10 protein-coding genes are annotated in these 12,883 nt (G+C 59.8%); 3 read left to right on the top strand and 7 right to left on the bottom strand.

Going from position 1 to position 12,883, the window contains the following annotated elements; genetic code table 11:
• Nucleotides 1-3 precede the first annotated feature (3 nt).
• Nucleotides 4-447, bottom strand: a complete 444-nt coding sequence (locus CQ015_RS12855) for a MarR family winged helix-turn-helix transcriptional regulator (protein ID WP_181148396.1) — start codon at nucleotides 445-447, stop codon at nucleotides 4-6.
• 169 nt (nucleotides 448-616) lie between these two features.
• On the opposite strand from CQ015_RS12855, the gene CQ015_RS12860 reads away from it, so the two are divergent.
• Together CQ015_RS12860 and CQ015_RS12865 are read left to right on the top strand one after the other, a co-directional pair.
• Nucleotides 617-1,414, top strand: coding sequence for a dioxygenase (locus CQ015_RS12860; RefSeq protein ID WP_105650275.1), 798 nt, complete (start codon nucleotides 617-619; stop codon nucleotides 1,412-1,414).
• 421 nt (nucleotides 1,415-1,835) lie between these two features.
• On the top strand, nucleotides 1,836-3,644 hold the full coding sequence (locus tag CQ015_RS12865) for an L-lactate permease (RefSeq protein WP_105650276.1): 1,809 nt from the start codon (nucleotides 1,836-1,838) through the stop codon (nucleotides 3,642-3,644).
• A 579-nt stretch (nucleotides 3,645-4,223) separates the two neighbouring features.
• Here CQ015_RS12865 and CQ015_RS12875 read toward each other — a convergent pair.
• Both CQ015_RS12875 and CQ015_RS12880 read right to left on the bottom strand, forming a co-directional pair.
• Nucleotides 4,224-5,330, bottom strand: a complete 1,107-nt coding sequence (locus CQ015_RS12875; protein WP_146114058.1) for an NAD(P)-dependent oxidoreductase — start codon at nucleotides 5,328-5,330, stop codon at nucleotides 4,224-4,226.
• Nucleotides 5,331-5,362: 32 nt separating this feature from the next.
• On the bottom strand, nucleotides 5,363-6,571 hold the full coding sequence (locus CQ015_RS12880; protein WP_258138490.1) for an enolase C-terminal domain-like protein: 1,209 nt from the start codon (nucleotides 6,569-6,571) through the stop codon (nucleotides 5,363-5,365).
• Between the two features lie 219 nt (nucleotides 6,572-6,790).
• On the opposite strand from CQ015_RS12880, the gene CQ015_RS12885 reads away from it, so the two are divergent.
• On the top strand, nucleotides 6,791-7,735 hold the full coding sequence (locus CQ015_RS12885) for a LysR family transcriptional regulator (RefSeq protein ID WP_105569612.1): 945 nt from the start codon (nucleotides 6,791-6,793) through the stop codon (nucleotides 7,733-7,735).
• Between the two features lie 83 nt (nucleotides 7,736-7,818).
• On the opposite strand, the gene CQ015_RS12890 is transcribed toward CQ015_RS12885, so the two are convergent.
• The 4 genes from CQ015_RS12890 to kdgD form a co-directional block, all read right to left on the bottom strand.
• A complete protein-coding gene (locus tag CQ015_RS12890; RefSeq protein ID WP_105650280.1) occupies nucleotides 7,819-8,760 on the bottom strand; it encodes an AEC family transporter in 942 nt (313 codons plus the stop codon).
• Between the two features lie 127 nt (nucleotides 8,761-8,887).
• Entirely contained in the window at nucleotides 8,888-10,216 is a 1,329-nt protein-coding gene (locus CQ015_RS12895) for an enolase C-terminal domain-like protein (RefSeq protein WP_105650281.1), read from the bottom strand.
• 3 nt (nucleotides 10,217-10,219) lie between these two features.
• Nucleotides 10,220-11,821 carry an aldehyde dehydrogenase (NADP(+)) gene (locus CQ015_RS12900; protein ID WP_105650282.1) on the bottom strand — a complete coding sequence of 534 codons (1,602 nt, stop codon included), beginning with the start codon at nucleotides 11,819-11,821 and terminating at the stop codon, nucleotides 10,220-10,222.
• Nucleotides 11,822-11,872: 51 nt separating this feature from the next.
• Entirely contained in the window at nucleotides 11,873-12,811 is a 939-nt protein-coding gene (kdgD, locus tag CQ015_RS12905) for a 5-dehydro-4-deoxyglucarate dehydratase (protein ID WP_105552877.1), read from the bottom strand.
• Nucleotides 12,812-12,883 lie beyond the last annotated feature (72 nt).

The raw sequence follows: 12,883 nt of genomic DNA on the forward strand, positions 1-12,883 counted from the left end.
GGATTATTGGGGATCTTCGATTTCCTCATTCATACGGTGCAGCAGGTCGGCGAAACGACGCACATCCGTCTCGTCCCATTCGGACAAGCGGCGGTGTAGCCGCTCGCGCAGGGTATTCCCGCTGACCTTCCAAGCCTCGCGCGCTTTTCCGGTGACCGAAACCAGCTGGGCTCGGCCATCGTTTGGATCCGAAGTACGCGTAATGAGCCCCATGGTCTCAAGCTGCTTGACCATCCGAGAAATGGTGGCCTTGTCCAGTTCGAGGTGTTCGGCGAGGACACCTTGCTGCTGTGCATCGTGGTGAATCAAGAAGGACAGAATCCGGTAGCCCGGTGCCTGCAGCTCCGGATGGATCGCTTTGGCGCGTTCGCGGATTGTCTGGCGGGCGCGAAGCAGAGTGGTGGTGAACTCTTTTTCCACCTCGGAAAGCAGCTTTTCATCGTGCATGGTTACCATTCTAGGTATCTCCGGCCCGGTCATCGACTTTTAGCTCGCAAATAGGACCATGGCGCGGTTGCATGCACCGGGCGCAGGATGCATTTCACGGTGGGGTGGTGCCATGGATAACAACGTAAATTACTTGAAGCTTCAATGAACTTGAGTGTATCCTTGTCTCATGACGCAGCCAGCAGAACTCCCTCCAGTCCTCTTCCTTAGCCATGGTGCACCGCCATTGGCCGATGACGCCCGATGGACCAGTGAACTAGCTGACTGGTCAGGTGCCATCGATAAACCCAAGGACATTCTGATGATCTCCGCGCACTGGGAAAATGCGCCGGTGATGCTGAGTGCCACGCAGCAGAAAAACGAACTCGTCTATGACTTCTGGGGCTTTCCGCAGAAGTACTATGACGTACGCTATGACGCGCCTATGGCTCCAGAGCTAGCAGCCGAGGTTGAGCGGCTGACCGCAACGCATGGTCACCACGTGGAGCGCGATGAGACTCGCGGGCTCGATCATGGCGCCTATGTGCCATTGAAGGAAATGTTTCCGGATGCCGACGTTCCGGTGGTGCAAATGTCGATGCCGACCCTGGATCCGGCTGGCCTGTTCGAACTCGGCAAATCGCTGGCCCCGTTGCGCGAACGCGGAACGCTGATCGTCGGGTCGGGTTTCACCACCCACAATCTGCGTTGGTTCAATCCTGCCGCGGGGGCCGATTCCGCTCCGCCGGCGGCTTCGAACGAATTTGACCACTGGGCCGAAGAGGCGATGGCGCGCGGCGATGTGGACTCCATCCTTGATTTCATGCACAAGGCTCCGGCGGCCCGCGAGGCCCATCCGCGCTCCGAGCACTGGGCGCCGCTGTACGTATCCCTTGGTGCCGCCTACGCCTCTGGCGGTATCGACGCGAAGACTGCAATCGACGGCTTCTGGTACGGACTGTCCAAGCGATCCTGGACGCTGACCTGAAGTTCCGCAAGATCCCAAGAAGCACAATAACGATCCCGCGCCCCCCTGGGGCCGCGGGATCGTTATTGGTTCCAGGGCAGAGCGGTGCCACCAGGGGATTGTGCGCCACTTTCGCGAGGGTAGGCCCATTCGGCTGGAAGTATCGAGGCCAATTGCCGCTGAACATTAAGGGACGGAGCTTGGGGCCCGCAGATTATCTGCTGACGTCAGGACTCCATTAATCCTGCTTCGCGAGGTTCTCTCGGGAGCTATGGCAAGATTCATTGCGTGACTACCCTCACAATTTATGTGAGAATAGGTTATGCTCTTATGGTCAGACCATAGTGGTCTGACCATAAGGTGATTGGTTTCTCGCACAAAGTGAAGCTGCCTGGACGCAGATTGGAAGTCTGCGGAAGTATGGTCAGAGAGGATCAGAAATATGGACAACTTAGCTGTGCTCGCGTTGCTCGCGCTGGCGCCGATATTAGTGGTTGGAGTGTTGCTCGCAGGCTTCCGCTGGCCCGCGAAATTCGCGATGCCGGTCGGATATGTCGTTGCGGTGCTGGTGGCACTATTCGTCTGGAAAATGGACTTCAGCGGTGTGCTTGCAGCCTCGATTGAAGGGCTCATCGTCGCGGCAACCATGCTGTACATCGTGTTCGGCGCTTTGCTGTTGCTCGCGACGCTTACCGTTGGTGGCGCAATGTCCACCATCAGGGCCGGCTTCAACAACATTTCTCCAGACCGCCGCGTCCAAGCGGTGATCATCGGCTGGCTGTTTGGCAGCTTCATCGAAGGGGCCTCGGGCTTCGGTACTCCTGCCGCCGTTGTCGCGCCGTTGCTGCTGGCCTTGGGCTTCCCGGCTATGGCCGCGGTGATGGTGGGCTTGATCATCCAGAGCACGCCGGTGAGTTTCGGTGCGGTGGGCACCCCGATCCTGATTGGCGTCCAGCAGGGGCTCGGTGGCGATCCTGCAGTGGCAGAACGTATCAGCGTGCTGGGCGTGACCATGCCGGAATTCGTGGGTTCAATCGGACTGCAAGTCGCAATAATCCACGCCATCGTAGGCTTGCTCATTCCGTTAATTATGGTCTGCATGCTCACCGGATTCTTCGGTCCGGAGCGCCGCTTCCGTGATGGTCTGGCCGTATGCCCCTTCGCCATCTACGCATCCCTGGCCATGACGGTTCCTTCTGTACTTACCGCCCGCTTCCTCGGTCCTGAATTCCCCTCGCTATTCGGTGGGCTGATCGGCCTGGCACTGGTCATGTTTACCTCCAGCCGTGGATTCCTGATGCCCAAGGAAGTCTTCGACTTCGGGCCCAAAGAGACTTGGTCCGAGCGTTGGATGGGCTCCCTCGAATCGGCCAAGGCCGTTGACCTTACCGGGCGCATGGGTGTGCTCCGTGCCTGGGCGCCCTATATTCTGATGGGCACTCTTTTGGTCGCGACACGAGTGATCCCGGACCTTAAAGCATTCCTGACGGGACTGGCGATTCCAGTAGCGGACATTCTCGGCACCGGAATCAGCACCAGTATCCAACCGTTCTACCTTCCCGGCTTCGTGCTTATCCTCGCTTCCGTCTTTGCGTTCGTCTTGCATAAGATGAACGGCGCCCAAATTGCACGAGCTTTCAAGGTGTCGGCCGGGCAGCTCTTTGGCACCGCCGTTGCACTGCTCTTCGCCGTTCCGCTGGTGCGCATCCTGATCCAATCGGGACCGGAACTGAACAATTCGGGACTCTCCAGCATTCCGGTGACGTTGGCCGAGGGCGCCGCGGCGATTTCCGGGGGCTTCTGGCCGCTCATCGCGCCGTGGATCGGCGCGTTGGGAGCGTTCGTGGCAGGCTCCAATACGATTTCGAACCTGACCTTCTCGCAGTTCCAATTTTCCACCGGGGCGCAGATCGGCGTTCCTCCGGAATCCATTGTGGCGGCACAGGCCGTCGGTGGAGCTGGTGGAAATCCGATTTCCATCCATAACATCGTGGCCGCCTCGGCGACTGTTGGATTGCTAGGACGCGAAGGTGATTTGCTGCGCAAGACGATCCTCGTCACGATCTACTACTGCTTGGCCGGCGGCACACTTTCCTTCCTGTTCATTCACGGGCTGGGGCTGAATGCCGGCACAATCATGCTGGCGGTGCTGCTGATAGCCATCGCGCTGATTGTCCGGTGGATGCTCAAGCAAAGGCCATATGTCGCAGGCAAGCATTCCGGGATCAACTCCCCGAAGCTCTCGGACTAGAAAAGCGGAGCCCAGGCAAGCCGGCATTCATGCGGGCTTGCCTGGGCTCGCTCGTGTGCTCTGGGTGTTGCGAATCGACCGCGTACGGCGAGGCAGGAGGCTGCTCGCAACGTCCCGGACTCCAAAACGATTCGCGCAAGGAAGAAGCTTTTGAAATTACGTAACGGCAGATTATAGATCTGAAACCCCGCCTACGCCGCGAGCAGTCTCGGTTCCAGCGATGGTCGCCACTATTGGGGGATTAGCCTCAGCATTGGCCCGAAGAGCGGCTGCCGCGACCTCATCAGGCACACGAGCCAGGAATTAATTTCATTTGTGCAACTAGGAACGTAATGCCGCCTGAGCTGGGCGGTCCGCTGCGTGCCCGTCAGCAGCACAGCAACGGTCACGGTGACGGAGTCCAAGCGAACCGTGGTTGCGGACGAACCGATGCCAACTGCATAGCAGGCGATCATCATCGGGTCGAGAACGACATAGCGTAGTCCTTTGAACGCGAGGGAGACATCGCGTTGGACGCCGTCTGCTTGCAGAGCGAACGCACCGGTCGGTTCAAGGGCAGCGGAATGCCAAAAGCCGTCGTTAGTTTTCCGGCCAGCGGCGAAGTGGCTCCGCGCTGGTCAGCAGGAAAGTGCTGGCTAGGGGTAAGGCGTTGAGCTTCGTAGCTTGGAGTGATGCTTTCGATGAAGATCGCAAAGAAGAAGTCGTTACCGGTCCTCCTTTCCGTTGCCTACGTCGGTTCGGCGAGATTTCGACTTTGTTGCTCAGCGGAAGCTCGCCGGCAAATGCGTTGATGTTGCTGGTGATTTCCCGAACGCGCTTTTCGAAGGTTTCCACAGCGTGCCCCGAGTAGTGCGGGGTAGCGATGACGTTCGGCAAGGCGGCGAACCTTCGAACCTCCGCGGGTGCTTGGGAACCATAGGGAGCACCCCACCACACGTCCAAGGCTGCGCCTCCGATTGTTCCGTCGGCCAGTGCCGCGTAGAGCGCCGAAGCATTAACGATCTCCCCGCGCGAAACGTTGACCAGCAAGGCATCATCACGCATGTGCGTTAGTTCTTTTTCGCCGATGAGGCCGCGGGTTTCATCGGTTAGCGGCAATCCGAGGACCACTACGTCGCTGTCACGTAGAAGCTCGGGCAAGGCGCCTAGACCTTTCACCCACCTCAGCTGTGGATTTGGATGCCTATCGCCAAGTGGTGTTCTTCGCACGGCTATCGCGCTGGCACCTAAGGCGGTGGTGAATTCCAAGGCTTGCTCACCGATGCCACCCAGTCCAATGAAACCGATGGTCAAATCCCTGAAAGTACGGTGCAGCGGAACAGCCTGAGCGGTGGAAACCGACCTCCAGCTTCCTTGACGCAGCTCTTCGGCCGCGGAGAAGAGCCGCCGCTGGTGGGCCAGAATCACCATCAATACGTGTTCGGCAATCGAACGCTCATGGTGCGCGGTGCGCGCAACTAGCGTTGAACTAGGCAAGCTGGCCAACGCGACTCGATCCGTGCCCGCACCGGTGACATGAACCAGCCGCGCCGGGCATTGCGCAGCGTCTTCCGAGTTCAACTTAGAGCAGACCAGCACATCGGACATGGAAACATGTTTGGATTGCTCGGCAGGGGACAGGTGGGCGACGAATTCCCAATCGTGCTCGGGGCCAAGCTCCTTGAACAAAGGTGCAAGGCGGGACACGATAGGATCTGTGACCACTACGCGCAGCGGCGTTACCAACGAGGGCTCTTAAGCTCGTACGTGGGATCGATGCCTTGCATGTACGAAGTATCATCACGCTTGGTCATTCCGCAGTCCAGATACTGCTGATGCATGCGTTCTAGGGCTACCTCGTCCAGTTCTACGCCCAGACCTGGAGATGTCGGAACCTTGACTGCCCCGTCTGATATTGCCAATACGCCTGGAACTATCAAGTCATCGTCAGTCCGTTTCCAAGGCCAATGAGTGTCGCAAGCATAGTCAATGTTTTTGGTAGCGGCGGCGAGTTGGATCATCGCCGCGAAGCTAATGCCCAAGTGGGAATTCGAGTGCATTGATAGGCGAAGATCAAAGGTTTCGGCAATCCCGGCCAGAAGCCGGGAACGGTTCAGCCCTCCCCAGAAATGATGGTCGGAAAGCACAACGTCAACCGCTCCGGCTTCGATAGCGGGAGGCAGGTCATTGAACGACACCACGCACATGTTCGTGGCGACGGGCAGATCGATGGCTGCCCGCACCTGTGCGTTATCGGCAATCGAGAGGCAGGGGTCCTCAAGGTATTCAAGAACGGGCGCTAACCGTTGTCCTATGCGAATGGCAGTTTCCACGGTCCACACGCCATTTGGATCGATGCGCAAGGCAATGTCCGGGAACCTTTGGCGTAGGGCAAGGATCGCCTCGGCTTCCTGATCGGGTGGGAACACCCCGCCCTTTAGCTTGAGTGCTTTGAATCCGCAATCGTGAACCATTCTGCGAGCCTGGGCGACTATTCCGGCAGGGTCGAGTGCTTCGCCCCACGAATCATCGTCAAATCCGGGGTGCGCCGCCCACTTGTAAAACAAGTATCCGCTGAACTCGACCTCATCCCGTACTGCACCACCGAGCAGGGTGCTGACCGGCACCCCGAGGATCTTGCCCTGAATATCCAGACAGGCAACGTCGAAAGCAGAGAGTACGCGGTCATCGAGCGACGTGGTGGTGACCATGCCTCCGGTCCCATGACCACCAACGCCGTTATCGTCCAACAAGGATTGCGAGACCAAAGACGAAATTCTATTGGTATTAAAAGCGTCTGCGCCGATCAGGCTGGCTGCGGCTCGCCGCAGCCTGCTCACATGGACTGCATCCCCATACGTTTCGCCCAGACCATAATGCCCGCCTTCCGTACGAACCACCACGATGGCACGAAGGGCGAATGGTTCGTGGACTCCTACTGAGTTCAAGAGCGGAGGGTCTGCGAATGCCACCGGGGTGACTTGAATGTCGGAAATGCGCACCGGCGGTCTTGAAGTGTGAGCGGTCAGAGATGCGAGGCTGCCGAGGGAAGGTATGTGCGACATATTGGTGCTCCGGTTTTCGTTGGCGTTTAGACTCACACTAAGAGCACGGATCGATACCTGTCCAAGCTAAATTATGCAATCAACGATTCAAGAGGTGCATTGATGTTCACGCTGATTCAGCTTGAGTCCTTTGTCGCTGTCGCCGAAGAACTTCACTTCGGCGCCGCAGCTGAACGTTTGAATATGACGCAACCGCCATTGAGCCGGCAGATCCAATTGCTTGAACGCGAGCTCCAGGCAAAACTATTCATTCGCAGCTCGCGCAACGTTGCGCTCACGGCCGCCGGTGAGGTGCTGTTGCCTAATGCGCGACGCCTTTTGGATATGAGCCGAAAGACCAGCCTCGAAGTGTCCCGTGTGTCCTCGGGGGAATCGGGGACGGTGGTTGTCGGGTATACCTCCGTGGCCGGGCAATCGGTGCTCCCAGAATTCCTGGCCAGAGCCGCACAACAATTACCGGACGTGACCATGGTGCTGCGCGAGGCTGTCTCCGTCGACCAGCTTGACGCGTTGAGCAAGGGGACCATCGATATTGGGTTGCTGCGACCGGTAGTGAACCGTGCCGGAGTGGAAACTTGCCTGATCAAAAAGGACCGGCTGGTTGTCGCGCTTCCGGAAGGACACTATCTGGTCACCGGGAAGGGAGTGCTCATCAAGGAACTCGTGGGGCTGCCGCTGATGATGTATTCAACCAATGAGGCGCGCTACTTCTACGACTTGGTGCTCCGATTGTTTGACTCGGTCAATGCCAAGCCAAGGATTAGCCAGATCGCTAGCCAGATCCCAGCGCTAATGGCTCTGGTGGGAGTCGGATTGGGTGTGTCGCTCGTACCGGCAAGCGCCATGGACTTTGCACCGACCGGAGTGGTGTTTGAAGAACTGGTTGGCCCCGACGGATTGCAGGGGCTGAACCATTCGGACATTTTCTTGGCGTGGGAAGAATCGTCGGCCAACCCGGCAGCCAAACGGCTCAGGGAAGTATTTCTTGAATCTTTGGAAAGTGTTGAAGGTGCGGTCATCCCCTCCCATGGAGCCATCGCCAGGTAGCTGCGGCTGCGCAAACTAGCGGCGCTGGACCGCTGGAACGAGCAAGGCTTGGCCGCCGCTTCCATTCCCGGTTCGGTTCCTGCCTAACCCAACAAGAATGTTGCCAGCAGGACCACAGGTATGGTGAGCAAGGTACTGGTCAGCACCACTTCTCGCGGCACAGCAACGGGCAGCTTGAACTGCTGGGAGAATAGCAGGACGTTTTGCGCGGTGGGCAGCGCCGCCATGATCACCACGCCGAGAAGCTCGATTCCTGCTAAGCCGAAGACGAATCGGGCCACGAGCCAGGCGAACACCGGCATGAAAAGCACCTTGAACGCGGTCGCCAGATAGATCTCGCCTCGCAGGTCTTTATCGGACAGCGGGCGCTGGCCGTACAACGCCATGCCGAAGGCCATCAGCAAGAGGGGAATCGACGCATCGCCGAGCATTTGCACTGGAGCGTGAATGACTTCGGGCAGCCGCAAGCCAAAGAACGAGAAGACCGCGCCGAGCAAGGTTGCGATGGTGACCGGATTGGCGATGGACTTGAGGATCGTCTTCGCAAGCGGCATATTGCCTGTGTCCCCGCGCCGAGCGCGGGAGACCATCGCAAACATGCACAGGTAGACCGGTGCAATGATCAGCAGCTGCGCAATGAGCACCGAGACCACAGGGTTGGTGCTCCCTACCGCGTAGAGGGCCAGCGGCACCCCGATATTTCCGGCGTTGACGTAACTTGTGGACATGGCCGCGGCGGGCAGCCGATGGGCCGGAGTCTTGAAAACCAGCTTCGCTACCAAGGCATACAGCGCCCCGGTTAACACGGCGGTGATCAATGCTATCGGGGTGAATACTCCGATAACCGCATGCAGGTCCGTGCTTGCCAGCAGGGTGAACATCAGCGCGGGGTTGGTGATGTAGAAGATGAGTGGGGTCAGCCCCTGGGTAATTGCCACCCGTTTTCGCGGCAATGCTATCGAGGTCAGCAGGCCAATGCCGATGAGTATCAGGACAACGGCAAATCCTTGCAAAACTCCTTGCATGTTGCCTTCCTCGCCCAAAAATTGGTGCTGCCAAGTCTGCGGTTATTCGCAGCTATGGACGGTGAGGATAACGCTGAAAGCTATCCTCACCGTCCACGGCGCATTATTCAGATTCTACTGCTGCCCGCTAGCGAACCAGGCAAGGCTTCTTCGAATCGAAGGTCCAGCCGGGGATCAGATATTGCATGGTCACCGCATCGTCACGTGAACCCAGCCCCTGCTCGAGGTACAGCTCGTGAGCTTCCTGCACGCGGTCCATGTTGAGCGTGACGCCCAAACCGGAGCGCTGCGGAACCTTGATTTCCCCATCTCGAATCAGCAGCGGATCCTCGGTGAGTCCCTGGCCGTCCTGCCAAATCCAGTGCGTATCCAGGGCAGTGATCTCGCCCGGTGCGGCCGCACCTACCTGGGTGAACATGGCCAACGAGACATCGAAGTGGTTATTGGAATGCGACCCCCAAGTCAATCCGAATTCGTCGCAGAGCTGGGCAACACGCACCGAACCGGACATCGTCCAGAAATGCGGGTCGGCCAGCGGAATATCCACCGCGTTGGTGCGCACCGCGTGAGACATTTCCCGCCAGTCGGTGGCGATCATGTTCGTGGCGGTCTGCAGCCCGGTGGCCCGGCGGAACTCGCTCATCACCTCGCGGCCCGAGAAGCGTCCCTCCGGGCCGCAGGGATCCTCGGCGTAGGCCACCACCCCGGCCATGCGCTTGCCCAACCGGATCGCGTCCTCCAACAACCATCCGCCATTGGGATCAAGGGTGATTCGAGCCTCGGGGAAACGGTCCTTCAGTGCGATGACGGCGTCCACCTCGGCGTCGCCGTCCTGGACTCCGCCCTTCAGCTTGAAGTCCTTGAAGCCGTAGCGCTGCTGGGCCGCCTCGGCCAAGCGGACAATGCCTTCGGGAGTCATGGCCTCTTCGCGGCGCACGCGCTCCCAGTCATCCGCACCCTGCGATTCGCGCAGGTACGGAAGGTCGGTCCGATCCGGGTTGCCCACGTAGAACAGGTAGCCGAGCATTGGCACCGCGTCGCGCTGCTGCCCATCGCCGAGCAACTCGGCCACCGGCACGCCGAGGAACTGGCCATGGAGATCCAGCAAGGCGGATTCGATGGCTGTCACCGCGTGCACCGTGGTGCGCAGATCGAAGGTCTGCGTCCCGCGTCCGCCGGAATCCCGGTCCGCGAAGCGGGACGCGACCCGGCGCAGCAGCGTACGGTATGTCGCGATGGGAGCGCCGGTGAGCAGCGTACCGGCCTCTTCGATGGTCGAACGGATCGCTTCGCCCCCGGGCACCTCACCCAGGCCGGTGCGACCCTCGGAATCGGTGACGATGGCGATATTTCGGGTAAAGAAGGGGCCATGGGCACCGGAGAGATTCAACAGCATCGAATCGTGTCCGGCGACGGGAATGACCTGAATCGAGGCGATAGTTGGCTGGCTGCTCATCGATTACTCTCCGGTGGTTGTCAGTGCGCCATCGATGCGTCGGGTCAGATTCCAAGGGTTGTCCTTGGCGATCGGCCGTGGCAGCAGCGCGTTGGGGAAGTTCTGGTAGGCAATGGGGCGCAAGAAACGTTCGATAGCCAGCGTGCCTACCGAGGTGGTCTGCGGATCCGAGGTGGCCGGGAACGGCCCGCCGTGCACCATGGCGTGGCCCACCTCAACGCCCGTTGGCCAGCCGTTGACCAGGATACGGCCAACCTTGGTTTCCAAGGTCGGGAGTACCGCGGCAGCGGTTTCGTGGTCCGCATCGGTGAGCTGCAAGGTCGCGGTGAGCTGGCCTTCCAACTTTGACAGCGCGGTGACCAGTTCGGCAGCAGAATCGTAGCGAATCACTAGCGAAGCGGCACCAAAGATTTCATCCTGAAGCACCGGATTTTCCAGCAGCTGTTCTACCGAGGAGGAGTAGATGGCAGGAGCCGGTGCATTCTGACCGGCTCCTTCGGTACCGCGACCCAACAGCTCGACGCCCGGCTGGTCGCCTAAGGCCTCGACACCCTGCATCCAGGAGTTGTAGATTCCTTCGGTCAGCATTGTCTGCCCCGCGGTATTCGGAGCCTGGCCGCTGATGGCTTGCGCAAATGCGTCACCGCCAGTGCCGGTAGGCACGAAGACCAATCCCGGTGCGGTGCACAGCTGACCCGAGGAACCGGTGACAGAACCCAGGTAGGCTTTTGCCTGCGCGGCTGGATCTTCGGACAGCGCACCGTCAAAGAAGATCACTGGGTTGATGGAGCTCATCTCGGCGTAGACCGGAATTGGCTCTGGACGTGCGGCCGCGGTAGCCATTAGTGCCGTGCCGCCCGAACGCGAACCGGTAAATCCAACTGCCTTGATCACTGGATCCGCTACGAGGGCCTGGCCGATGGTCGCGCCCGGACCATAAACCAGCGAGAAGACGCCCGGGTGCAGGCCAAAGTCCGCAACAGCTTTGCTGATTGCCTGACCGACAATCTCGCTGGTCCCCGGGTGGGCGTTGTGTGCCTTGAAAACAACCGGGCAACCAGCGGCCAGCGCCGATGCGGTGTCTCCGCCAGCGGTGGAGAATGCCAGCGGGAAGTTGGAGGCGCCGAAGACCGCAACCGGTCCTACAGCGATCTTGCGCTGGCGAATGTCAACGCGCGGGAGCGGGGCGCGTTCCGGAAGCGCCGGATCTACGCGGACCCCGTGTTGGTCGCCTTGGCGGACAACCTTTGCGAACAGCCGCAGTTGCCCGGTGGTGCGACCGCGCTCGCCGGTCAGGCGCGCCTCGGGAAGCCCGGTTTCCGCCATGGCCCGTGCTACCAGCTCGGCACCCACGGCTTCGATGTTCTCGGCAATCGCATCCAGGAAATCCGCGTGCTTCGCGGGTTCCAGCGAACGGAAGGATTCGAAAGCCCCGGCCGCCGCCGCCGTGGCGATCTTCAGCTGGTCCAGATCGATCAGCGAGTATGCCGGCTCCAGCGGTTCATTGGTGGCAGGGTTGTAGCCGTGTACTGCGCGGCCGTTTCCGGCGGTAGTTATACCCGCAAGGATTGATTGCCCGGTCAAGTTCTGAGTATTGATAGTCATTATTACTCCTGATTCGACGTATTTGTTTGCCGGTGATGAACGCGGCTTGGCTTAGTGGATGGCCCCGGCGGGCACAATGCCTGCCTGCTGGATCAGTGCGCTCAGATCCGCAAGGTCCTGCTCGGTCAGGTTCTGCAGCGGTGGGCGTACCGAACCCGAGTCGCGGCCGATGGCCTTCAACCCGCCCTTGACAATGGAGACACCGTAGCCCTTGACGCGGTCGCGGATATCCAGGTACGGCAATACGAATCGGTTGAGCTTTTCGTTGACTGCCACGCGATCCTGAGCGCGTACGTCCTTGTAGAAGTCCAGGGCGAATTCCGGGACGAAGTTGTACATGGCCGAGGAGTAGGTGCTCATGCCCAGCTGCAGCAGTGGCAGCGCAAAGGTCTCGGCAGTGGGCAGGCCGCCGAGGTAGAACAAGCGATCGCCGTTCTTGGCGTAGACCTTGGTCAGGTGCTCAATGTCGCCGTTGGCGTCCTTGAAGCCAATGAAGTTCTCGTGGTTTTCTGCCAGTCGAGCCACCGTGTCCGCCGAGTAGACGGCGTTGGCGCGGTTGTACACGATCACGCCGGTCTTGGTTGCGGAGCAGATCGAGGAGACATGCTGGTACAGGCCTTCCTGGTCGCACTCGGTCAGGTATGGAGGCAGCAGCAGCAACCCCTCGGCGCCAGCGGCTTCGGCGTCCTGGGCGTTCTGGATGGCCTGCTTGGTGGAACCGCCGGCCGAAGCGAGCACCGGAACTCGTGAGCCGGCTTCTTCCACGGCCATGCGCACAACTCTTGCTGCTTCTTCTGAGGTCAGCGCAAAGCCTTCGCCGGTGCCGCCGGCTGCGAACAGGCCCGCGACGTCGAAGCTCGACTGCCAGTCCAGGTGGCGGCGGTAGGTTGCCTCGTCGATTTCGAGGTCAGCATCGAACGCGGTGACCGGGAAGGAGAGCAGCCCGTCTTTGAGCTTGTCGGCGAGTTCGGCGGGAGTGTACTGAGCCATGGGGATGGTCCTTTTCTTGATCCGTCGCAAGATGAATCGACGGAAGGTGGGTGGATTGAATCCGTTGTCCCC

The sequence above is a fragment of the Arthrobacter sp. MYb221 genome (assembly GCF_002979835.1).
Taxonomy (GTDB): domain Bacteria; phylum Actinomycetota; class Actinomycetes; order Actinomycetales; family Micrococcaceae; genus Glutamicibacter.